16 protein-coding genes are annotated in these 22,587 nt (G+C 66.3%); 5 read left to right on the top strand and 11 right to left on the bottom strand.

Annotation, left to right across the window (positions count from 1 at the left end):
• Positions 1-187: 187 nt before the first annotated feature.
• The 4 genes from FHS74_RS19285 to FHS74_RS19270 form a co-directional block, all read right to left on the bottom strand.
• On the bottom strand, positions 188-3,607 hold the full coding sequence (locus tag FHS74_RS19285) for an indolepyruvate ferredoxin oxidoreductase family protein (protein WP_184803658.1): 3,420 nt from the start codon (positions 3,605-3,607) through the stop codon (positions 188-190).
• A gap of 68 nt (positions 3,608-3,675) precedes the next feature.
• The gene (locus FHS74_RS19280) at positions 3,676-6,111 is read right to left on the bottom strand and encodes a TonB-dependent receptor (RefSeq protein WP_184803655.1); all 2,436 of its coding nucleotides are present in this window, start codon (positions 6,109-6,111) and stop codon (positions 3,676-3,678) included.
• Between the two features lie 149 nt (positions 6,112-6,260).
• Positions 6,261-7,676 (bottom strand): aromatic ring-hydroxylating oxygenase subunit alpha, encoded by a 1,416-nt coding sequence (locus tag FHS74_RS19275; protein WP_184803653.1) that lies wholly within the window; start codon positions 7,674-7,676, stop codon positions 6,261-6,263.
• An 18-nt stretch (positions 7,677-7,694) separates the two neighbouring features.
• The gene (locus FHS74_RS19270; RefSeq protein ID WP_184803651.1) at positions 7,695-8,987 is read right to left on the bottom strand and encodes an amidohydrolase family protein; all 1,293 of its coding nucleotides are present in this window, start codon (positions 8,985-8,987) and stop codon (positions 7,695-7,697) included.
• A 194-nt stretch (positions 8,988-9,181) separates the two neighbouring features.
• Here FHS74_RS19270 and FHS74_RS19265 point away from each other — a divergent pair, with 194 nt between their 5' ends.
• Entirely contained in the window at positions 9,182-9,652 is a 471-nt protein-coding gene (locus tag FHS74_RS19265) for a VOC family protein (RefSeq protein ID WP_184803644.1), read from the top strand.
• Positions 9,653-9,703: 51 nt separating this feature from the next.
• Here FHS74_RS19265 and FHS74_RS19260 read toward each other — a convergent pair whose 3' ends face one another.
• From FHS74_RS19260 to FHS74_RS19245, 4 genes are read right to left on the bottom strand one after another with little or no spacing between them, the layout of a single operon-like run.
• On the bottom strand, positions 9,704-10,030 hold the full coding sequence (locus tag FHS74_RS19260) for a 2Fe-2S iron-sulfur cluster-binding protein (RefSeq protein WP_184803642.1): 327 nt from the start codon (positions 10,028-10,030) through the stop codon (positions 9,704-9,706).
• A 14-nt stretch (positions 10,031-10,044) separates the two neighbouring features.
• Complete coding sequence (locus FHS74_RS19255) at positions 10,045-10,887, bottom strand: glucose 1-dehydrogenase (RefSeq protein WP_184803640.1); 843 nt, start codon at positions 10,885-10,887, stop codon at positions 10,045-10,047.
• Between the two features lie 14 nt (positions 10,888-10,901).
• Entirely contained in the window at positions 10,902-12,206 is a 1,305-nt protein-coding gene (locus FHS74_RS19250; RefSeq protein WP_184803638.1) for a cytochrome P450, read from the bottom strand.
• Between the two features lie 17 nt (positions 12,207-12,223).
• Positions 12,224-13,054, bottom strand: coding sequence for an SDR family NAD(P)-dependent oxidoreductase (locus tag FHS74_RS19245; RefSeq protein WP_211106412.1), 831 nt, complete (start codon positions 13,052-13,054; stop codon positions 12,224-12,226).
• Between the two features lie 404 nt (positions 13,055-13,458).
• Here FHS74_RS19245 and FHS74_RS19240 point away from each other — a divergent pair, with 404 nt between their 5' ends.
• Entirely contained in the window at positions 13,459-15,855 is a 2,397-nt protein-coding gene (locus tag FHS74_RS19240) for a TonB-dependent receptor (protein ID WP_184803636.1), read from the top strand.
• A 38-nt stretch (positions 15,856-15,893) separates the two neighbouring features.
• Here FHS74_RS19240 and FHS74_RS19235 read toward each other — a convergent pair whose 3' ends face one another.
• Positions 15,894-16,658, bottom strand: a complete 765-nt coding sequence (locus FHS74_RS19235) for a hypothetical protein (RefSeq protein ID WP_184803634.1) — start codon at positions 16,656-16,658, stop codon at positions 15,894-15,896.
• Positions 16,659-16,918: 260 nt separating this feature from the next.
• Here FHS74_RS19235 and FHS74_RS19230 point away from each other — a divergent pair, with 260 nt between their 5' ends.
• Genes FHS74_RS19230 through FHS74_RS19220 form a run of 3 tightly spaced genes read left to right on the top strand, consistent with a single transcriptional unit; the run spans position 16,919 to position 19,170 of the window.
• Positions 16,919-17,149: a biotin/lipoyl-containing protein gene (locus tag FHS74_RS19230; RefSeq protein WP_184803632.1), complete on the top strand. Its 231-nt coding sequence runs from the start codon at positions 16,919-16,921 to the stop codon at positions 17,147-17,149.
• A gap of 33 nt (positions 17,150-17,182) precedes the next feature.
• A complete protein-coding gene (locus tag FHS74_RS19225; protein WP_184803630.1) occupies positions 17,183-18,181 on the top strand; it encodes a thiamine pyrophosphate-dependent dehydrogenase E1 component subunit alpha in 999 nt (332 codons plus the stop codon).
• Entirely contained in the window at positions 18,181-19,170 is a 990-nt protein-coding gene (locus tag FHS74_RS19220) for an alpha-ketoacid dehydrogenase subunit beta (RefSeq protein WP_184803628.1), read from the top strand. Before FHS74_RS19225 ends, FHS74_RS19220 begins: the two co-directional genes overlap by 1 nt.
• Before the next feature lie 18 nt (positions 19,171-19,188).
• On the opposite strand, the gene FHS74_RS19215 is transcribed toward FHS74_RS19220, so the two are convergent.
• A complete protein-coding gene (locus tag FHS74_RS19215) occupies positions 19,189-20,520 on the bottom strand; it encodes a hypothetical protein (RefSeq protein WP_211106411.1) in 1,332 nt (443 codons plus the stop codon).
• Positions 20,513-22,585: a hydantoinase/oxoprolinase family protein gene (locus tag FHS74_RS19210; protein ID WP_184803626.1), complete on the bottom strand. Its 2,073-nt coding sequence runs from the start codon at positions 22,583-22,585 to the stop codon at positions 20,513-20,515. The genes FHS74_RS19215 and FHS74_RS19210 overlap by 8 nt, the downstream gene beginning before the upstream one ends.
• Positions 22,586-22,587 lie beyond the last annotated feature (2 nt).

Here is a 22,587-nt window from a genome sequence, read left to right as displayed (position 1 = left end):
CCATCCGTTCCCACCTCATACCAACGGCATTTGATCGTGACCTCAAACGCCCCCTCAATCGCCGGGCGCCGCCATCCGGCGGCTTGGCTGATCCTCGATTTCCAGTCCGCCTTCGGCTCCCCAGAAATCTCCGGCGCCCGCAGTCGCGGGCTACCGCGGCACGAGTCAGAAACTCGTGCCGCCAGTATCATGCGGCCAGAAGGGCCGCCACCCGCTGCCGCCAGGCGGCTACGCCCGCGTCCTTCACCGGCCCGAAGCCGGCGATCAGCCGGGCGGCGCCCGCGATCTCCGCGGCCCGGTCCACGGTCACGTCCGACAGAGATTCCGCCAGCGACCACGCCAGATCGCGGTATTCGTCGATCAGGCGGCGTTCCATGCGCCGCTCAGCCGTATAACCGAAAATATCGAATGGGGTGCCGCGGAGACCCTTCAGCGCCGCCAGCACCTTGAAGACCGGGAAGATCCAGGCGCCGAATTCGATCTTGCGTGGCCGGCCCGTCTTCGCGTCACGGCGAAAGGCCAACAGGGGCGGCGCCAGGTTGACGGCGACCTTGATCTTGCCATCGAAGTCCGCCGCCAGCGCCTCACGGAAGGCCGGCAAGGTGTACAGCCGCGCCACTTCATACTCGTCCTTGTAGGCCATAAGCCGCGCCAGCTGTTCCGCCACCTGCGTCAGGAAGGCGCCCGGGGCGGCGACGCCGACCACCTTGGCCTCCAGCCCAGCCATGAAGTCGCGGTAGCGCCTGGCGTAGGCATCGTCCTGATAGGCGGTGAGATGGCGGGCGCGGCTGTCGATCAACGCCAAAAGGTCAGCCGGGGCGCTGGTCCCGGCCAGATGCGCGAACGCCAGCAGTTCGTCCGGGTTCCAGGCGGCCAGGCGACCCAGGGCGAACGCCCGCAGGTTGGCCTCCACCGCGGCGCCGTTCAGGCGCACCGCCTGCTGGATGGCCCCAACACCGACCGGCAACAGGCCCCGCTGCGCCGCGTATCCGACCATCATCAGGTTGGTGAAGATGGTATCCCCCAGCAGCCGGACCGCCAGCTCGTTGGCCCGCAACAGTGCCACATTCCCAGGCCCGACCCGGCCCGTGAAGGCCTGCAGGAAGGTGGCGGGGCGCAGGTCCAGGTCCTTGCGCGTCTGGAACTCACCGGTCGGAACCACGTCCTCGTTGGCGATGACATGGCTATCGGCGCGCAGGGTACGCACCACCTCCGGCCCCGAGGCGACAATCAGGTCGCAGGCCACCAGCAGATCCGCCTGGCCGGCACCCAGGCGGGCGCTGGGGATGTCCCTGGCATCAGCGGCGAAGCGGACGTGGCTCATGACGCCACCACCCTTCTGGGCCATGCCCGTCATGTCCAACACCTTGGCCGCCGTGCCCTCGATGTGGGCGGCCGTGCCCAGGATGGCGCCCACGGTCAGCACGCCGGTGCCGCCGATGCCCGTCACCAACAGGGAATAGCTGTCCGACACGTCCACTACCGACGGCTCGGGTAGCTGGTCGATCAGGGCCTTCAGGCCCGTCATGTCGCGACCACGCTTCGCTGGCTTCGCCCCGCGCAGGGTGACGAAGGATGGGCAGAAGCCCTTGACGCAGCTGTAATCCTTGTTGCAGTTGGATTGGTCGATCACACGCTTGCGGCCAAACTCGGTTTCAAGCGGGGTCACGCTGACGCAGTTGGACTGCACCGAGCAGTCGCCGCAGCCCTCGCACACCGCCGGATTGATGTAGAGCCGCATGTCGGGGTCGGGATAGGTGCCCCGCTTGCGCCGGCGGCGCTTTTCATTGGCGCAGGTCTGCTCGTAAACGATGGCGGAAACGCCCTTCACATCGCGCAGCTCCCGCTGAACGGCGTCCAGCTCATCACGATGCAGGATGCGCAAATCCGCCGGCAGGTCAGCGCGGCGATGCTTGGCGGGATCGTCGCTGACCAGCACCACCGGGTCCACACCCTCGGCCCGCAGCTCTTTCACGATCATCTCGACGGAAACATCGGCCTCCAGCGGCTGGCCACCCGTCATTGCGACCGCGTCGTTATAAAGAATCTTGAAGGTGACGTTGGCCTTGGCCGACAGGGCGGCCCGAATGGCCAGACTGCCGGAATGGGTATAAGTGCCGTCACCCATGTTGGCGAACATGTGCGGCGTGTCCACGAAATGCTGGGCGCCGACCCAGGTCAGCCCCTCCGCCCCCATCCCCACCACGTTCATGGTCCGGCGCTCGGGCATGAAGGCAGCCAGGCCGTGGCACCCCGTGGCCCCCATGGCCATGCTGCCGTCCGGCACAACGGTGCTGGTGTTGTGCGGACAGCCGGAACAGAAATAGGCTGGCCGAATGGCCGCCGCCGGTGCCGCCGGTGCCGCCGCCATCGCCTCCATCGCCAGCAGGGCGGCGGCACGCGCCCGTGTCCCCGCGTCCAGCATGCCCAGCCGATCCAGTTGGCGGACCAGGGCACGGCGGATCGCCCCTGGTTCCAGCACGCCGTCCAAGGGGAAAAGCGGCCGGCCCGTCTCATCCCGCTTACCCAGGATCTCCGGCCGGTCACCCGGCAGACCGTAGAGCGCCACCGCCAACTGGTCCTCGAGCACCGGCCGCTTTTCCTCCACGACCAGCAACGCCCGCGCGCCGGCACAGGCCCCCCGCGCGAAGTCTTGATCCAGCGGCCAGGTCATGCCGAACTTCACGACGCCCAGCCCGATGTCCCGGCATTCCTTATCACCCAATCCCAGATCGCGCAGCGCCTGCCGGACGTCCAACCAGGATTTGCCGGCGGTGACAATGACAAGCCGGGGCACCGGCGGGGCGATGTCCACCCGGTTCAGGGCATTGGCGCGGGCGAAGGCGATGGCTGCCGGCAGCCGTTCATTCAAGACCAACGCCTCCTGCCGCAGGGCCGGCAGCCCGCGCTGCAGGTTTAGCGGGCCGCCGCCACTCAAATCAGGACGCACGAACCGTGGCTCCGGCAGCAACACGGATGAGGTAAGGTCCAATGTGTCCGTCACCGTCTTCAGCCCGACATAGAGCCCGCTGAAGCGCGACATCTCCCATCCCGCCAGGCCGAATTCCAGGATCTCGTCCGTCGTCGACGGCGCCAGCACGGGAATGAACCCAACAATCAGGGTGTGCTCGGATTGGTGCGCCGAGGCGGATGACTTGGCCGCATGGTCGTCGCCGGCCACCACCAGGACGCCGCCCTTCGCCGCGGTGCCTTCAAAGTTGGCCAGCTTCAACGCCTCGCAAGCGCGGTCGACGCCCAGCCCCTTGGCGTACCACAGGGCGAAAACGCCCTGATATTGCGAGGGGCCAAACCATAGGTGCTGCTGGGTTCCCCGCAGGCTGGTGGCCGCCAATTCCTCATTCAATCCGGGCTCGAAATGAATGTGATGTTCCTCCAGCAGCGTGCGGGAAGCCCAGAGCTGGGCGTCCAAGGTCGTGATCGGCGATCCGCGATAGCCGCTGACATATCCAGCGGTACGCAGACCCGCCGCCTGGTCCCGGCGCGCCTGGTCGATCGACAGGCGCACCAGGGCCTGCATCGAGGAAAGAAAGACCCGGCCCGACCGCTGATGATAGCGGTCGTCGAGCGTCACGACGGTCTTGGTCACGAAACCGGCTCCCTATGGCTTGGCTCGCAGGTTGAGGGCGGATGTCCCACCATCCCGCCCCCAACCCGTCAGTTGAACTTGACGGTCAGGCGGGTCCACAGCTCCCGCCCGCGATCGGCGAAGCACAGCAATTCGTCGGTCCCGGCGGGTCCGACGGCGTTGCTGCCCGTCAGCTGACCACCCAGGATCTGGCCATACGCGAAATTGCCGTTGGTGCAGTTGCCGGTGGTAATCTTGTCGGTCAGGTTGTTGCCGATCAGCGCCACTTCCCAACGGCCGCCCACGCCAGAGAGCGTGACGCTGGCGTCGGTTTTGAAAAAGGCAGCCTGATAGAAATCGTCACGGGCCAGCAGGTTGGTGAGGTAGCGTGATGAATACTGGCCCGAGGTGCTGAAGGTCAGGTTCTTCCCCTCCCAGACCGGCATCGTGTAGTCGAAGCCGACGCTCGCCTGCCAGTCGGGCGCCCGCACCAGGGGTTTGCCGTCCAGGTTCTGCGAGGTGTAGCGGCCCGTGGCCGGATCCATCACCTCGTTGCAGCCCTGCGCGATGGTCTGCCCGCCCCAGCAGGGCACCTTGTCCAGAGCCGTGAAGCGCGCGTGGTTCCAGTTCACAGAGCCGCGCAACGTCAGGCCGGCCACCGACGGCGGCTGGTAGTTGACATCGAAGTCGATGCCGTAGACTTCGGCCGCGCCGGCGTTGATGGTACGCAACACAATGGGGCCCGTGCCGCCCTGCGGCGGCTCGTTCGCCCCCACCTGCAAACCTTTGTAGGAGTAATAATAGCCGGCCAAGTTCAGGGACAGGCTGCGGTCCAGCCAGCGGGACTTCAGCCCGACCTCGCCGCCGTCAACCTTCTCGTCTCCGAAGGAATTGTCGCTGCCCGCCGCGGTGATGGTGGTGATGCTGAAGGACCCCGACTTGTAGCCACGTTTCAGCGAACCGAAGACCGTCAGGTCGTCGGTCGGCATGTAGGAAACGGTGAACTCCGGCGAGAAATTGTCCGATCCGATATTGGGCTTGGCCAGCGGCACGACCACGTCCGTTCCGGTGATGGCGTTGATTTCCCGGTCGCTACGCCGTTCGTCGGTGAAACGCACGCCGCCCGAGACTTCGACCTGGTCGATGGGCCGCCAGCGCAACTGGCCAAAGGCGGAAGCGGATTCAATGTCCACATGGTGCGACCCCAACTGCAGTGTCGCCGGCAGACCCAGCTTGGTATTGCCCATCACCCAGATGCGGTTGGACATTTGCCCGTTCTGGTAAAAGCCGCCGGCCGTGAAATTGATCGGGCCGGAGAAGTCGGAGCTTAGCCGGAGCTCTTCCGTGAAATCTTCGCGCGTGAAGTGGTTGTCGGCGTCAAGCGCCGCGCCAGCCGCACCGGTCGCCGTGCCGTTGATCAGGCTGTCCTGCCGCAGGTGGTAATAGCCGCTGACGGAGGTGAGCGCGAGCGCGTCCGTCAGGTTCACGTTCATCTCCAGCGTGCCGAACTTCTGGCCCTGATCGGAAAAGCTGACGCCGCTGTTGCGGATGCCGGGAAAGGCCGCCGGGTCGGAGTTCACGACCCACATGTCCCGGTTCAGGCGGCAGTCGTCCTTGGGGTTGATGAACGGGATGCCATTTGGGCCCGCCACGCCATCCGGGCAGGATGCCATCTGCTGGATGCCGCCGTCGGCAACCCGGTCGTGTGCGATGTTGACCTTCAGGCGCGCATCGAAAACCTCGGAGGGCTTCCATACGGCCGTGCCGCGCAGAATGTAGTTCCTGGCGGCGGCGAAGCGGCCATCGGTGGCGGCACCACCCAGACCGGGAACGGCCGCGCCGTGGTTGTCAAAGTAGCCATCCGTCGTGTCGTACATGCCGGCCAGCCGGATGCCCAGCGTGTCCGTCAGCGGGCCGGAGACGATCACCTCGTTGCGCCACTCCCGGGCCTCGGCCTCATAACCACTGCGCGCGATCAGCTCGACCCTGTCGCCAGGGTCCGCCGACCGCAAGGATATGACGCCACCCGGGCTGTTCTTGCCGAAAAACAGCGACTGCGGCCCCTTCAACACTTCGGCTTGGGCCAGGTCGAACAAGCCGACCTTATAGGCCAGGCCCTGGGTCAGTTGCAGCCCGTCGATATTGAGGGACACCGACTGGTCGACACCGGCGTCGAGGCTGGTGGTGCCGACACCGCGGATCGAGACCTGATTACCCACTGAAAGGGTGCCGGCCCCCATCACCAGGCCGGGCACGTGGGCGGCGATACTGCGCAGATCCACCGCCTGCGCCCGATCCAGGGTCGCTTCCGTCAGCGCCGTTTCCACCACCGGCACCTTGAGGATGGACTCCTGGCGCTTGCGCGCCGTCACGATGATCTCCTCCACATCGGGCGCCGTGGCCGGCGACGCGGCGTCCGGTTGGGGCACCCCTTCGGCGTGCGCCGGCGCCGATGCCGGCAAGACGGCCCAGAAGGCGGCGGCGGATAGCGCCCAGGCCACCAGCATTGGTTTGCATTTCGTCATCGTTTCCCCCAGCCCCATGATCGCGGCTCCCTGACCGCGGTGGCGCGTTCCCGCGTCGTTTGTTCTTGTCAAAGCACAACCGCACCGCCCCATCGCCGCCCCCCGGCACGGGGACGGCGGATGCTTCAGACCGGTGGATCGGTCACCGCTCAGCGGTGCAGGCAGGGCTTCTTCGGTGGCAGAGCCATGTATTTGTCGACCGCCCGCTCGAAATGGCGGACGCGGATTTCCTGGTAATTGCCCAGGGTCAGCCCGTGCTTGGCGCTGGCCTCCAGCCCTTCCTGCTGGGCGAAGAGATTGTCGGTGTCCTGGTCCAGGATACGGCCGAACCCAGGGTCCATGCCGTCGGCCTCGGTGAAGGACTGCTCATCCGTCAGCACCACCGGTTCCGCCGGCGACGGGCGGACGCCGTCCTTGGGCACCGGTCGCAGGAACATCACCTCATAGATGCAGCGCCGGTGGTCGCGCGGGTCGGGCCGGAAGCGGTAGACCATGGGCAGCGAGATGCCGGGAAACAGGAAGGTGTTGGGAAAAACGGTGTAGGAGAAGCAGTCGAGAATCTCGGAATCCGACACCGCGCTGAGGTCGCTGTTGGTCGCCTGCGAGAACCTGGCCCGGAACATGTCGGCCATCGCCTGCCGGGCCGTGCCGTCGCCCACCTTGGGCCGCCCCTCGCCCAGCATGGAACTGTCGCCCACGGTGAACTGGTCCAGGATGTCCTGCTCAGAATACTGGCCGCCCAGATGCGGGCTGCAGACGCCCAGGGGCGAGATGAAGCGATTCACATGGTCGCCGTAGACGTCGTACTGCGAATTCGCGTCAGCGTTGGACGGCGCCACCTGCGGATGGGTCTCCAGCACATGATAGGCCTCCATGAAGGCCTCCATGGTCAGCTTCCAGTTGGCGGGGAAGCTCTTGGTCACATGGACATGGATGTAGCGGTGCTCCAGCCGCCAGGCCTTGATATGGGCCAGCGCCTCCGGCCCCAGATAATCCTCCAGGCTGGGCGCATCGGGGTCCATGTTGACCCAGACGAAACCGCCCAGGACCTGCACCCGCGCCTCAGGCAGGCGGAACTTTTCCCGATCGGCGTGGGGGAAGTCCCAGGCACAAAGGATGTTCTTGTTGGAGCCGTCCAGGTTCCAGCTCCAGCCATGGAAGGGGCATTTGAACTCAGCGGCGCTGCCTTCCGTCCCCGACGGCCGCAGCTTGGTGCCCCGGTGCAGGCAGGCGTTGAAGTAAGCGCGAATGTCGTTCTCGCCCACCCGGGTCACGATGAAGCTGTAGGGGCCGACATCGTAGACCGAATAATCGCCCACGTTGGGGATGTGCTCTTCCCGGCAGGCGAACTGCCAGGTCCGGGTCCACAGCCGCTCGAACTCCCCCTTCGCATAATCGGGGTCGATGTAACGATCCGTCGACACGTCCCCGTCGCCCAGGAAGGCGTAGGATTCCGAGCGCACCCAGCCGGGCGCCGCCACCTTATCGCGAGCGATGATGTCCTGCGTGCTGTCCGCCGGGCAGCGTGCCGCGCCGGGCTGCGTTTTCTCAGCTGCCATGGTCATGTCGAGCATCTCTCCGATTTATATCAGGGTCGGCCAGGCGGCGTTGACGCGTGCCGGGGCCATGGTCGTGTTCTTGTGGACTTGGCCGTCCGTCATGATGAGAAGCAGGCGTGCGGAATCGGTCATGATCGAAACGTCCGCCAAGGGATCACCATCCACCAGCAGCAGGTCGGCCAACGAGCCCGGGGCGAGCGTTCCCAGGTCGCCGCCATCGCGCATGGCCAAGCCGCCGTTGCGGGTGGCACAGGCCAGCGCCCCCTCGGGGGTGTAGCCGTAGTAGTCGACGAAGAATTTCAGGTCGCGGGCGTTAGTCCCCTGCCGGCTCCAGGCGAAACCATAATCGCCGCCGATCAGGTGGCGGATGCCGCGCTTGCGCAATTCCGTATGGGTCTTCACCGACTCTTCCAGCAGACCGGGAATACCCATGTAGCCGCCCACCTCCGGTGTCAGGCCGTGGCCGGCAGCCTCGCCGCTGACGATGGTGTGGAACAGGCTGACGGTCGGCACGACGAAGAGACGGTCCTTTGCCGTCTCCAGCAAATCCAGCAGTTCGGGATCGGAGTATTCGACATGGAACAGCGCATCGACCCCGGCGCGGACACAGGCCTTGGAGCCCTCGGCCGACCGAGTGTGGGCGACGACCTTGCGCCCATAGGCGTGGGCGGTTTCCACGGCCACCCGAATCTCATCGAAGGTCATGGGCGTCGTGTGGCCCGGCGTGTTCGGATAAAAGGGGTCGCCGGACACGTCCAGCTTGATGTTGTCGCACCCTTCACGGCAGCAGAGGCGCACGGCCTTGCGCATCTCCTCCACCCCGTCGACGATGAGCGACGGCCCACCCGGGCGGGGGTCGTGGTTGCGACTTTCATCCCCCATGGCGCCGGTGACGGAGATCTCAAGGGAACCGGCGCGGATGCGGGGGCCGGGCAGGCGGCCTGCGTTCACCTCATTGCGCACGGCGACAGCAAGGCGCAGCTTCGCCTCCGACGCGCCGTAAGCACTGGTGAACCCGGCGTCCAGCAACGCCTTGGCGCCGCGTGCGGCCGCAAACACCTGCTCCTCCGGCGCGGGCTTGATCAAGTCCTCCGTGGCGGCCACCGCCTCGAACGACAGGTGCGCGTGGCCCTCCGTCATGCCGGGCATGAGAAACAGCCCGGTGGCGTTGACCACATCGCCGCCGTCGGCGCTCAACCGCCCCGGCTCCCAGCAAACGGCCTCGATGCGATTGCCGACGACCAGGGCGTCGCCCTTGCGGGCCGGCGCGCCGGTCCCATCCCAGATCGTCGCGCCGACGATAAGCGTCCTCCCCATCATCCATCCTTTCAGTCATCGACTTTGGCCCCAACCATACCCGTGTAAGTCCGGGGCCCGAATGACGGGGCGCGCAACCGCAATTGTCTGCGCCTGCCAGTAGCGCCATTGGCGTTGTCCGCCGGAGGCCGCCGGATCATGGTCGGTTTGAAAACATCGAACAGGACCGTCGAACAGACTGGGGAGGCAGTACGATGATCAGGGGCATCCACCATGTGGCCGTCCATTGCCGCGACCTTGACCGCATGATCCGTTTCTACCGCGACGCCTTCGGTTTCGAGGTGGTGGGCGAACCATTCGCCTGGCAAGACGCGGAGATGATCGACCAGTTGATCGACGTGCCCGGGTCGGCCGCGCGCGGCGCCATGCTGCGGGCAGGCGCCTGTTACATGGAGCTGTTCCAGTTCCGTGCGCCCATAGGCGAGACCCGCGCCCGCGATCCGCAGGACAAGGGCTACACCCACATGTGCATCGACGTGACCGACATCGAGGCGGAATACCAGAGGCTGACACGGCTGGGCATGACCTTCCGCCAACCGGGTCCCATCGACATGGGCCATGTGAAGTCGATCTACGGCCGCGATCCGGAAGGCAATGTCATCGAGATCCAGCAGACGGCGGACAGCTGCGACTTTCGGCTGGACCAACTGCAAGCGTCCGCCTGAAGGACAGCCAGGGGGGGCCGGCTTTGAAGCACCGGCCCCTTTCCAGGGCGGTCAGGCGTAAGGCGCCACAGCCACCCTGAGGCCGTTCAACCGGTCGGTCAGGCGGATCTGGCAGGCCAGGCGGCTGGTGTCCCGCCGCACGTCGGACACCATGTCCAACATCTCCGCCTCGACGTCGTCAGGCGCGCCGACGGCCTCCAGCCAATCAGCGTCCACATAGACATGGCAGGTGGCGCAGGCGCAGGAACCGCCGCAATCGGCCAGGATACCCACCACGCCATTACCCTTGCCGGCCTCCATGAGGGTTTGGCCGGCGTCGGCCGCGACGGTCCTGACCGTGCCGTCCTCTTCCACAAACGTGACTTCAAGCGCGCTCATCTTTGCTGTCCCCCTCAATTCCCCGCGACGACGGCCGCCTGCGTCGCCAGCAGTTCCTGCAGATGATTGACCGGGTCGCCAGCGGAGATGCCGCCGTCGATCGGAAGGATCGCCCCGGTGATCTGGGCGGCCCGGTCCCCGGCCAGGAAAAGCGCCGCCTGCGCGACATCCTCGGGCACACCGTCCCGTTTCAGGGGTTTGTTGGAATCCCACACCGGCTTCAGCGCCACCTCGATCCGTTCCTGCAATTCCATGGAAACGGCACTGCTCGTCATGGACCGGATCGGTGTGCGGATATGGCCGGGCACCAGGCAGTTGACCCGGATGCCGTACTGGGCCAGGTCGATGGCCAGGCATTTGGTCAGATGGATAACCGCCGCTTTGCTGGCGCGATAGCTCATCAGCGCCTGCCCCGCCATCACGCCCGCGATGGAGGCGTTGTTCAGGATCACCCCGCCCCCATTGCGCGCCATATGCCGGGCGGCGCGCTGGGTGCCGGCCATCACGCCAAACAGGTTGATGCCGATGACTTGGTTGAAATCCTCAAGGTCGTCGTCCAGGAAATGCGGATGCCGGCCCCCGGAAATGCCGGCATTGTTGAACATGATGTGGAGGCCGCCGAAACACTCCACCGCCGCGTCGACCAGTGCCTGGACATGGTCGGCGCGCGACACATCCGCGTGCTGGTAGCGCGCCGCGGCGCCCAGCCCGGCGGCCAGCGCCGCGCCAGCGCTGTCGTTGATGTCGGCGATCAGGACCTTCGCCCCTTCCGCGACAAACCGTTCCGCCGTGGCGCGGCCGATGCCGCTGGCGCCACCGGTAACGATGGCGACCTTGCCCTCCAGTTCCTGGGCCACCCGCCCCTCCCCGTTCAAACGCGCCGGGAGAAGCTGACGGGCAGCTTCTCGATCGAATGGGTCGCCACCGTCGGCAGGTAGCGGATTTCCTCGACAGGGATGTCCAGCTTGAAATGGTCCAGCCGGCGGATCACCTCGCGGGCCGCCACCCGGATCTCCATGCGGGCCAGCGACAGGCCGATGCAGCGGTGCGGCCCGCCGCCGAAGGCGACATGCCGGCCCAGGTTGGACCGTTCCATGTCGAATTCGCGCGGACAGGGGAAGACATCCTCCTGGTCGTTGGCCGAAGCGTACATCAGCAGCAGGTGCGCCCCCTTGGGCAGCAGCTTGCCGCCGACCTCGACCTCCTTCGTCGTCATGCGCGACAGGCCGCGCACGGGCGGTTCTATGCGTAGCAGTTCTTCCACGAAGCGGGAAAGCAGCCGATCGTCATCCGCCGATCGCTTCAGGATCTCGGCCACCTTGGGCTGCGTGGCCAGGATGTAGAACATGTTGGTCATGGCCGTGGCGGTCGTCTCGTTCCCCGCGATCATCAGGGCGCGGACCAGGGAGACGACCTCCTTGAACGTCAGGGTCGGTTCCGCCTGGTCGTCCGTGCGGGCATGCACCAGATCCGAGATCATATCCTCCTTGGGGTGATCCTGACGGTCCCTGATCTGCGCGATCAGGAAATGCTGCAGTTCGCATAGGCCCTTGGCGTTCTCGATCATCTGCTCGCGGTTCTGCATGCGGCCGATCTGGGCGGTGACGGCCAGCGACCAGCGCTGGATGTTGTCCGCGTTGTACTGGGCGATGCCCAGCTGTTCGCAGATCACGCGGATGGTGACAGGCACCGAGAACGCCTTGACCACATCCACCTGGCCTTTGTCGGCCATGCCTTCCAGCACGTCGACCACGATCTCGGAAATACGCGGCTCCAGCTCACGCACGCGATGGGCGGAGAAGGCGTTGTCCATCAGTTTGCGGATGCGCGTGTGGTAGGGCGGGTCCGACATGATCGCGTCGGGAAAATAGCCGCCGCCGTCACGTTCGAGGATCTGCTTGAACTCCTCGAAATAGCCCTTGGCGTATTGGGCGTTGTAGCCCTCATACACCGAAAAAGTGATGGGATCGCGCTGGATGCTCTGGATGTCATCAAAGCGCGAGACCAGGTACATGCCCAGCTTGGGATCCAGATGGATGGGATCATCGGCGCGCATGGCGTCGTAATACGCCTTCGGGCGGGCAGATATTTCCGGATCGATCAGCGAGCCCGTCTCAAGGATGGGGCCGCCCTTGCCGGTGAACGGGCAGCCAGCCGCCTCGGTTGTCGCAACCATGTTGGGGGTCCTTTCTGTCAAGCACGGGCGGGAGGGACACGTTCAGCCGTCAAGGCTTCGACGCTCAGGTACTTGGTCGTGGTCCATCCGCCATCCAGCGCGATGCTCTGGCCGTTGATGTAGCCGCCCTCAGGCGAGGCCAGGAAATAGACGGTGTTGGCCACGTCTTCCGGCGTGCCGTCGCGATCGAAGGGGGTCATTTCCTGGTTCAGCCGCTGGAAGGGGGCCGCATCCCAATAGTCCCGCGTCATATCGGTCTTGATGACACCGGGCGCCACCAGGTTGGCACGGATTCCCTGGGCACCATATTGCGCGGCCAAGGTTTGCGTGAGGCCGACCAAGCCGGCCTTCACCGCGCAGTAGGCCCCGCCGTTCAGGCCACCGACCAGACCGAAGGTCGAACCGACGTTGATGATCGAGGAACCGGGGGCCATGACGCCCAGGGCCGCCCGGCAGAAGCGGAATGGCGCCTTGAGACTGATCCCGATCACCTCATCCAGGGTGGCGTCGTCGGTCAAATGCACAGGCGCCCACTTGCCGGCCCCCGCGTTGTTGACCAGGCAGTCCAGCCGGCCGAACCGTGTCATCGCCAAGTCCACCGCTTGGTCGGGCACGCCCGGCGCCGACACGTCACCCGCCAGAGTCGCGACCTGGGTGAGGTCGGCCAACGCCGCCGCGAGGCCGGCCAATTTTTCCGGACGGCGCGCGACAGCGACAATGCGGAAGCCCCCGGCCGCGAAACGCCGCGCGATGGCCTCGCCGATGCCGGCGCTGGCGCCGGTAACGAGGACGACTGGCGCCCCCTCGGCCGCCATCCCCTGGGCCACAGTCCCTTTGGGCTCTCCCATAGCCACTCCCATAAACTTGGTGTGTTTTTGTGGAAGGGCTCTGCCGGGCCACCCCGGCGCACCGGTCCAGCCCACCTGTCGGCTTACCGGACAGGCCGCCCCACGAAATCCGTGATAGCGCCGCGCTCTTGCGCCACGCCAATGGAAACAGCCGGAATCCGCGGCCTTGGCGGTCCCGATCAAGTCGCGCATCAGTCCTGGGCAACTGGGGACCAGACGGGTGATCGCGAGGGACGGCGGACATCTCCTCCAGAGGTTCGTGACGCCGCCATCCCAGGCATTGACCGGGCGGGGCGCCCCCGTAGCCTTGTCGGGCAACAAGAAAGTCGCGGCGGACGGACGTCGCCGGCCAGGGTCCGCCGACTTCGCGCCCGCGCATAAAATCTTCACGGGGAGACCAGGGAATGACCAGGACGCTTGCGCTTCGCGCACGCCGCAACCGGCTTGCGCGCGTCACCACCCTACTTGTCGGGCTGCCCGTCGTGGCACCCGCCTGGGCGGATGAGAGACCCGCGGACGACACGAAAGCGGCGGCCATGGACGAAATCATCGTCACGGCCCGGCGCCATGCCGAAAGCCTGGAGCGGGTACCCATCGCCATCACCGCCATTGGTGGTGACCAGTTGGTCGATCGCCAGATCCGGACGGATTCGGATTTGCAGCTGTCGGCACCTGGCCTGACGATACGCCAGACCCAGGGCAACAACTCGCTGACCTATTCGATCCGTGGACAGAGCGCGGACACCTTCTCCGGCTCCCCCTCGGCGGTGGTGACCTATCTCAACGAGGTGCCCCTGTCCATCAGCGGCGCCTCCAGCTTCTATGATCTCGATTCCGTGCAGGTGCTGAAGGGACCGCAGGGGACACTGTTCGGCCGCAACGCCACGGGCGGCGCCGTGCTGTACACCAGCGCCAAGCCCACCGACGAGACTAACGCCTTCGTGCGCGTCCGGCTCGGCAACCTGAACCTGCGCGAGGTGGAAAGCTGGGTCAACGTGCCTCTGGTCGAGGACAAGGTGCTGTTGCGCATCGCGGGCGATCTCATCCGCCGCGCGGGCTACATCCATAACGTCTACAACGATGAATATCTGGGGGACATGCGGCGTGACGGCGTGCGCGGTTCGCTGACGGTGAAGCCGTCGGAGCGGATCAGCAACACCACCGTCTTCCAATTCGGCCATGCCAACGGCACCAACACAGGCGCCTCCTATACCTATAGCGTCTATGGCTGCGGCCAGACCAATAACGGCTTCCCCCTGACCTGTTCCGCCGGGCTGCTGTTCGGCCCCGGCCTGGACAGCGTCGCCGGATCCGGTGCCTGGGCGGCCTATCTGGCGGCCCATCCCAAGGCCTACGCCAGCGGGCTGCTGGCCTATGTGGCGGAACAGCGGAAGCTGGGCCCGTATGTCACCGACCATCCGGGCGGGGCCGGCCATACGGGTACGGACTACAACCTCAGCAACACGACCATTGTGGATTTATCGGACGACACCCAGGTCAAGAACATCTTCGGCTGGGCCAAGTCCGACGTGATTTCACAGCAGCCGCAGCTGGGCGCCCCCTTCGTCACCATCCTGACGGAAAACGTCAGCACCGGGGAGAACGGGAACGAGGTTCACCTGGATTCCTGGTCGGATGAACTGCAACTGCAGGGCAAGGCCCTGGGCCGGAACCTGACCTACATCGTCGGCGCCTATTTCCAGCGCCAGCGGACCGACACCATCTGGCCGCAGACCTATTTCGACGTCAGCCCGGTCATCGCCCCGTCCGCGGTGACGAACGCCTTCCGCCTGATGAACGACACCGACGCCGTCTATACCCAAGGCACCTATGACCTGACGTCCGCCGGGCTCAGGGACGTGCACTTCACCGCCGGCGTCCGCTACACTTGGGAGCATGTCGGCATCTCTCAGCTGCCTCGATCCACCTACACCTACGGTCAGCCAGACCAGCACCGGACATTCCAGGACCCCAGCTGGGAAGTCGGGCTGGACTACCAGGCGACGCCCGAACTGTTCACCTATGTGAAGACACGGGGCAGCTTCCGCAGCGGCGGCTTCAACGGCGCCGCACCAGCGGTGAACGCCGACGCGACCCAGGGCGGCAACGTCTTCGCCTCGGAACACACCCAGGACATCGAGGCCGGGGTGAAGTACCGGGGCGAGGTGGCCGGGCGCCCGGCCACCCTGAACATCGCCGTCTACAACCAGTGGATCCAGGACGTGCAACGGGTGGAATTCCCGGATCCGGACGGCGTCGGCGGCCTTTCCTCCATCGCCGTCACCGCGAACGTCCCGTCTGAGGAAGTGCGGGGCATGGAGCTGGAGGCATCGGTGCTGCCGACCGACTGGCTTAAGATCGGCGGCTCACTCGCCTATACCCAGGCGGAATTCACCGACGGCAGAATCCTGCTGTTCGGCCAAAACTATCTGTACGGCCCGGTCGGCGACACGCCGCGGTGGTCGGGCGTGGGTTATGCCGAGGTCACCCTGCCCACACCAGCGCGCCTGGGCGATATATTGGCCCGGGTTGAGGTCTACACCCAGGCCAGCCAATATTTCTCCAACGCCGCCGGATCGATCGCCCCGGGTACGCGCCTGCCGGGCTACGCATTGGTCAACGCCCGCGTAAGCTGGAGCAACATCCTGGGCAGCGATCTGAGCGGGGCGCTGTTCGCCAAGAACCTGCTGGATCGCGCCTATTTCGTCGGCGGCATGACGCTGGCCTCCGCACTGGGCCAAAACGCGGCGGCCGTGGGCGAGCCCCGCACCTATGGCATCGAGCTGTCGGCGAAGTTCTGAACGCGAGCGGGGCGGCGGTGGAACGCCGCCCCCCCTTTTCAGCCCCGCCCCGGATAGACGGCCATGTCGCCGGCATAGGCGACGCCGCCATCCCAGAAGGTGGTGCCGCTGATCTTACGGAAATAGTGCACGGTCCGGGCGAAGGACCCGGCGTCGGATCGCGGCGCCATGGCGATGCCGCTGGGGCTCTTGCCCTGAGCGCGATCGCTGAACTCCTTCACCGTGAAGGCCAGGTCATCCGTCTGCTGGGCGCAAAGCACCAGCTGGTCGCCCGGGCAAAAGTGGCGCGGCTCGATCTGCAGGGCGGAAAGCTCCCCCCGCTTCATGGCCACATGGCCAGGCACGTTCGTCACCTCGACGCTGTGAACCTCATCGTACCAGGTGTGGTATTCCGCCGCCCGCCCCGCCACGTAGTTGCCGAGAATGACACTGACACCTGAGAAGGGCTCGGCCGGGCGCCAATTGGGGCTGCCTTTCCAGTCCGAATACATGCGGTAGCTGTGGATGCGTTCCGTCCCGTCATCGGCGATCAGGCCGCCATCCCGCGCGTCGGCCAGCAAAGGCCCCAGCGCCGGCAGGTCGATCGCCGGGTTCGGCAGGTCGAAGTCATAGACGCTGAGGAAGCGCCAGGGCTGCGGGATCATGTACATGACCTGCTCCGGCGTCACCTCGAACCGGTCCGCCGACCGGAAGCCGCGCAAGCGCGCCAGGTCCGCCCGATGCGGCCTGTCAAACCAAGCGGCATACTCCCCGCCCCGGTCGGCGGGTACGTTGTGAAGATGGATCGTGGTGTAAAGCGTCATCGGTCCCGTCCCGTTCAGCCGTGAGGCGACAGGCCGGAATGATCATGGGCGCCACCGTCATCCGCAACGCCGCCCCCGCCGCCGCCCTCAATCATCGCTCCGCCGATACGCCGCATCGCGCCCGCGATGAGTGCGCGGGGCCGGTCCCTTCACACCCCCAACGCCGGCCCACGATGTTAAGGATCATGCGGGTTTCGCCACGCACAGCCGCGCCGATCCCCCAGCCATAACAGCCCCCAACGGAAAGGACGTCGTTCACCATGGCCATCGAAATTCTGCTTCCGAAGATCGGTTTCTCCATGTCCGAGGGGCAGATCACGGAATGGTTGGCCGACGACGGCGCGGCGGTGACGGAAGGCCAGGCGATCTTCCTGCTGGAGGCCGACAAGTCGACGAACGAGGTGGAGGCGCCGGCCACCGGAACGCTGCGCATCCTCAAGCCGGCCGGTGAAACCTACGAGGTCGGCACCGTCCTCGGGATGATCGACTGATCGATACCGTCCAAAGAAAGGGTGGGACACGCCATGCAGCAAACTCCCGTATCGAACCGGCCCCTTCCGGGACCGGAGGTGCAGCGCGATATCTATCGGCGCATGGTCCGCATCGAGCGCAACGATGAGGCCATACGCCGGGCCATCAAGCTGGGGCGGCTGCAGATGCCGTATTACTCGGCACGCGGGCAGGAAGTCATCCCCTCAGCGGTGTCGGTCAATCTGAATCAGGATGACACGATCTGCACCATTTACCGCGGCATCCACGACATGGTGGCCAAGGGCATGCCCCTGCGCCCCTTGTGGGCGGAGATCGCCGGCCGCATCGACGGCACCTGCAAGGGCAAGGGCGGGCCCATGCACCTGACACATCCCGAAAGCGGCGTGATGGTGACGACCGGCATCGTCGGCTCCTCCATGCCCATCGCCAACGGCCTGGCCTGGGCGGCGAAGCTGGATGGCAGCCAGCGGGTGGCCATCGCCTATTTCGGCGACGGCGCGTCCAACATCGGCGCCTTCCACGAAAGCCTGAACCTGGCATCCGTCTGGAAACTACCGGTCATCTTCGTCTGCCAGAACAACCGTTTCGCCGAACACACCCGGTATGAGGTCGGCACCTCGGTCGACCGCATCGCCAAACGGGCCATCGGCTATGGCATGCCTGGCGTCACCGTCGACGGCAACGATCCCGTCGACATGTACGCGGCCGCGTTCGAGGCCGTGGAACGGGCCCGCGCCGGCGAAGGCCCCACATTGATCGAAGCGCTGACCTTCCGCTTTTTCGGCCATGTCTTCGGCGACGACGACAAATACATGACGAAGGAAGAGAAGGCGGCGGCCATGGAACGGGATCCCCTGCCGCTCTTCCGCGCCCGCCTGATCGCCGATGGCATCGCCACGGAGGGGGCGCTGGCGGACATGGAAACGGCGATCGCCGCCGAGGTGGACGACGCCATGCAGTTCGGCCTGGCCAGCCCGCTACCGCCTATTGACGAACTGCGCCGCGACGTTTTCGCCACGGAGATCGCGTGATGACCGCAACGACAAAACTGAACGGCATCGCCGCCGTGAACGCCGCCATCGCCCGGGCCATGGCGCAGGATCCCAAGGTCATCGTGCTGGGCGAGGATGTGGCCGACCGCGAGGGCGGCGGTGTCGTCGGCACCACCCGGGGCCTGTCCACCCGCTTCGGTGACGAGCGTGTCAAGTCCACCCCCATTTCCGAGCAAGCCATCATCGGCGCCGCCATCGGTGCCGCCATCGGCGGTTACAAGCCGGTCGCTGAGATCATGCTGATGAATTTCACGACGGTGGCCATGGACATGATCTTCAACCACGCGGCCAAGCTGCGCTTCATGTCGGGTGGCCAGACCAGCGTGCCCCTCACCATCCACACCCTGACCGGCGCCGGCGTCTCGACAGCGGGCCAGCACGCCGATCACCTGGAGGCTTGGTTCGCCCACGCCGCCGGCATCAAGGTCGTGGCACCCTCGACGCCCAGCGATTATTTTGGGCTGATGCTGTCCTGCATCGACGATCCTGATCCCTGCCTGATGATCATGAGCGCCATGACGCTGCGGACGTTTGAAGAGGTGCCGAACGACCTGGCCCCCATCCCGCTGGGCAAGGCCAGGATCGTGGAAGAGGGCGGCGACGTCACCATCGTCGCCTATTCCGCCATGGTGCTGACAGCCCGCAAGGCCACCGAGGCGCTGAAGGCCGAGGGCGTGTCGGTCGAATTGATCGACCTGCGCACGGTAGCGCCCTGGGACCGGGAAACCGTGCTGGCGTCGGTCAGGAAGACCGGCCGCGCCGTGATCGTGCACGAGGCGTTGCGCAACCATGGCGTCGGCGCGGAGATCGCGGCGACCATCCAGGAAGAACTGTTCGGCGCGCTTAAGGCGCCCATCCGCCGCCTGGGTGCGCCCTATTCCCCTGTGCCCTTCTCCAAACCGCTGGAGGCCGCGTACCTCGTCCAACCGGACGACATCGTGGCCGCCGTCCGCTCGGTTCTGGGCTGACGGGCCTTGGACTGACGGTCATGCCACGCTGGCCGGGAAACCGGCCAGCAGGCGGCCGAAATCGTGCCGCTCCCATAGCGTCAGGAAATTGGTCAGCATGTGCAGCTGGGTGCGCGCCACCTCGTTTCCACTGAAACAGGCGGCGTAGCGATCCCACGCCGGATCCAGGGCGGGCAATTCACGCCGGATCAGCGCGGGCGCGTCCATCAGCCAGGCCAAGCCCATGGTGGCGACGTAAAGGAACAGCCGCTCCCTCAGCCGTTCCACGGCATGGGCGCCACCCCCGGCCGCCGCCAATTCCGCCAGGAAAAGGCCAAGCAGCGCATCCAGATGGTTGGCCAGCAGGTCCGGCTCCGCGGCGCTCAACGTACCCCAGAGGGCCAGGGCAACGTGCATCTGCCCCACCCGCCCCCAATCCATCAGGCCGCACCGCAGGTGCCCCGCGGCATCCCGCCAGAACCAGGCGTTGTCCACGTTGCCGTTCCAATGACAGAGCGAGACGAAGGCCGTATCCCCGGCCAGGAAGCGCTTGACCGCGCCCGCGCGCGCCACGGCCTCGGGCATATCATCCGCCAGGCGCGCCAGGAAGACTGGCGCGCGGAGCCGTTCGGGCAGCAGCCTGGGATAGTCCCGCACGAAATCGGCCAGCCGGCCGACGCGGCCCTGCAGGCGGGCGGCATCGTACCGGATGGGGTCGCGGGCGGCTGCCCCCTCCGCATCGTACGGGAACAGCGCCCGAACCTCATCGGCGAGGGCTCCGGCCTGGCCGGCTCCGGCCAGGCGGCCCAGCGCCGTGACGATCGCGGAATAGTGCGCCAGCGGATCGGGCATCAGATAGTCCAGGCACTTTTCGTGATGCCGTTCGATGCCGCCGACCCCGAACGCCACCCGTTCGGTGATCAACAATCCCGTGCCCGACGCCGCCTCATAATCCCCGAACAGGGTGCGAGGCACGGCGATGGGAAAGGCGGGATGCCGCGACAGCTCCGCGAACCGCACCTCCGGCGCCAGCTGGTCCTTGGCGCGATCGCGGATCGGGTCGTCGAAATCACGGGAGAATTTGACGAACAGATCCGTTGGCAGGCCGGCGGCCGGCTTTTCATAAGTCAGCCGCAGGAACAGCTTGCGCCCGGTGCTGCCGCCCGGACAATCCTCCACCGCCGCGATTTGCGTGACGCGATTGTCCGCCGCCAACGCGCCGGCGGCCTGGAAGGCCCCGGTGAGGAAGCCGTCACCCGCGACAAGCAGGGCCTCGGGGTGCGCCGGAATGGCCAGGCCGGTCCGGTCCCCCCTGACCCAATGCCGCTCCGCCTCGCAGCCCAGCGCCGTCGTCGCGGGTCCTTCAGACACGGTTCAATTCATAGTCGCCGGCATCGTCGACGACCGCCCGCCAGCCCGGATAGACCACAATGGTGGTGAAGGTCTCATCGATGATGGCGGGTCCGGCAATCTCATGCCCCGGTTTCAGGTCGCCGCCCTGGAAAACGTCCGTCACCTGGAATCCCCGGCCCAGATTGGCCCGCCGTGTCTTGGCCGGCGTGGGCCGCGCCCGCGGCGCGTCGAAGCCGGCGGCCACGGGGGGCGAGGCGGTGGCCACATGGGAGGCGAGGCGCACGCCGATGACCTCCGGCGTCTCGAACTCCCGGATATGGTTGTATTCGGCCATGTGGCGCTCATTGAAAAGGGCGACAGCCCTTTCCCCAAGCGTGGCGTCGATGAAATCGAGATCGTGCAGGCGCCCGTCGGCCCGCACATCGAAGGTCAACGCGAAATTCTGCCCGGCATAGCGCATGTTCATCTGGTAGTTCGCCACCACCTGGTCCGTCCGGAAGCCGGCGTCGGCGAAATACCGCTCGGCCCGGCCGGCCAGTTCAGCCCACAGCGCCTTCAGCTTAGACAGATCCAGCGCGTCGGCCTTGGCGATACAGGACCGTTCCTCATCAATGCTGGGGTTGGCCACCAAAGTGCCCAAGGCCGAGAAGGTGGGCGACGCCTTGGGCACCAGCACGCGGCCGATGCCCAGATCCTCGGCCTGGATGCCGGCAAAGGCCGGGCCGTTGCCGCCGTAGGCCAGCATGACGAGGTCCTGAGGGGCGATGCCCTTGCCGGCCGTGGTCCGCCGCACGCCCTGGCTCATGTTCGCGTTCACGACGCGCCAGCAGTCGAACGCCGCCGCCTCGGCCGAACAGCCCAGCGCGGCGCCGATCTCGGCGAAGGCCTCTTCCACGCCGGCGCGCGTCAGCCGGAAGCTGCCGCCGGCGAAGCCCTCATCCGTGGACAGGATGCCCAGCATGACCAGCGCGTCGGTGACGGTCGGGCGCGTGCCGCCCCGGCCGTAGCAGATCGGTCCTGGTTCCGATCCGGCCGAGGCCGGCCCCACCTGAAGCGCACCGCCGTTGACGTGGCAGATGGAACCGCCCCCCGCCCCCAGCGTCTCCACCTTCACCATCGGCACGCCGATCAGATAGCGGTGGTGCATGTTCCAGCCCGCCTCCGCCGGCGCGGCACCGTTGAGCACCAGGGACATGTCGTAGGACGTGCCACCCATGTCGACGCACAGCAGGTTGGGATGCCCCTTGGCGGCCCCGACGTGGGCCGACCCCACCACCCCGCCGGCCGGTCCGGAGGCCAGCACGCGGATGGGTGAGCCCGCGATATATTCCTTGGTCATGACGCCGCCGGACGCCTGCATGACCATCATCTGGCGGCGGTAGCCGGCCCCCTTCAGCCGCGTGACCAGGCTTTCCAGGTAAGAGGTCACGCGCGGCGCCACATAGGCGTTCACCACCGTCGTACTGGTCCGGTCATATTCCGGCGACCGCGGCAGCACCTGGTGGGACACGGACACCTGCACGCCCGGCATCTCCTCCGCCACGATTTCCGCCACGCGCTTTTCATGCGCCGGGTTGACGAAGGAGAACAGCAGCGAAACCGCCACGGATTGCACCCCCTGTTTCGCCAGGCGGCGGCAAGCCTCGCGCACCGCGGCGTCGTCCAGCGCCTTGTGGACGGTCCCGTCATGCAGCATGCGCTCGGGCACCGTGAGGCGGCGGCGGCGCGGGGTGATCTGCTTGGGCGGTTCCAGGCGAACGTCCCAGATGTCCTCCTTGAACCCGCGCCGGTACTCGATCTCGTCGCGGAAGCCTTCAGTGGTGATCAGGCCGGTGAGCGCGCCATTCATCTCGATCAGTGTGTTGTCGGCCACCGTCGTGCCGTGAACGATGGCATCGCATTGGCCCAGGAAGTCTGCCAGATCCAGCCCCTCCTTCCCGGCCAGGGCGGCCAAGCCGTTCATAACCCCGACCGAGCGGTCCTCGGGTGTGGAGAGGTTCTTGTGAAGGATGACCTGGCCGCCCTTCAACATCGCGAAGTCGGTGAACGTGCCACCAACGTCGATACCCACGCGATACGTCATGA

It is taken from the genome of Nitrospirillum iridis, assembly GCF_014205765.1.
In the GTDB taxonomy this organism is placed as follows: domain Bacteria; phylum Pseudomonadota; class Alphaproteobacteria; order Azospirillales; family Azospirillaceae; genus Nitrospirillum; species Nitrospirillum iridis.
The sequence above is the reverse complement of the archived record's forward strand: the minus strand, read 5'-3'. Positions and strand labels throughout refer to the sequence as shown.

What these genes read in the sequence shown, in the direction of transcription:
- FHS74_RS19270 (WP_184803651.1), bottom strand. Translation starts at nt 8,987, where the DNA reads ATGGGGAGGACGCTTATCGTCGGCGCGACGATCTGGGATGGGACCGGC.
- FHS74_RS19210 (WP_184803626.1), bottom strand. Translation starts at nt 22,585, where the DNA reads ATGACGTATCGCGTGGGTATCGACGTTGGTGGCACGTTCACCGACTTC.
- FHS74_RS19230 (WP_184803632.1), top strand. Translation starts at nt 16,919, where the DNA reads ATGGCCATCGAAATTCTGCTTCCGAAGATCGGTTTCTCCATGTCCGAG.
- FHS74_RS19280 (WP_184803655.1), bottom strand. Translation starts at nt 6,111, where the DNA reads ATGACGAAATGCAAACCAATGCTGGTGGCCTGGGCGCTATCCGCCGCC.
- FHS74_RS19265 (WP_184803644.1), top strand. Translation starts at nt 9,182, where the DNA reads ATGATCAGGGGCATCCACCATGTGGCCGTCCATTGCCGCGACCTTGAC.
- FHS74_RS19245 (WP_211106412.1), bottom strand. Translation starts at nt 13,054, where the DNA reads ATGGGAGAGCCCAAAGGGACTGTGGCCCAGGGGATGGCGGCCGAGGGG.
- FHS74_RS19240 (WP_184803636.1), top strand. Translation starts at nt 13,459, where the DNA reads ATGACCAGGACGCTTGCGCTTCGCGCACGCCGCAACCGGCTTGCGCGC.
- FHS74_RS19260 (WP_184803642.1), bottom strand. Translation starts at nt 10,030, where the DNA reads ATGAGCGCGCTTGAAGTCACGTTTGTGGAAGAGGACGGCACGGTCAGG.
- FHS74_RS19250 (WP_184803638.1), bottom strand. Translation starts at nt 12,206, where the DNA reads ATGGTTGCGACAACCGAGGCGGCTGGCTGCCCGTTCACCGGCAAGGGC.
- FHS74_RS19220 (WP_184803628.1), top strand. Translation starts at nt 18,181, where the DNA reads ATGACCGCAACGACAAAACTGAACGGCATCGCCGCCGTGAACGCCGCC.
- FHS74_RS19235 (WP_184803634.1), bottom strand. Translation starts at nt 16,658, where the DNA reads ATGACGCTTTACACCACGATCCATCTTCACAACGTACCCGCCGACCGG.
- FHS74_RS19225 (WP_184803630.1), top strand. Translation starts at nt 17,183, where the DNA reads ATGCAGCAAACTCCCGTATCGAACCGGCCCCTTCCGGGACCGGAGGTG.
- FHS74_RS19275 (WP_184803653.1), bottom strand. Translation starts at nt 7,676, where the DNA reads ATGACCATGGCAGCTGAGAAAACGCAGCCCGGCGCGGCACGCTGCCCG.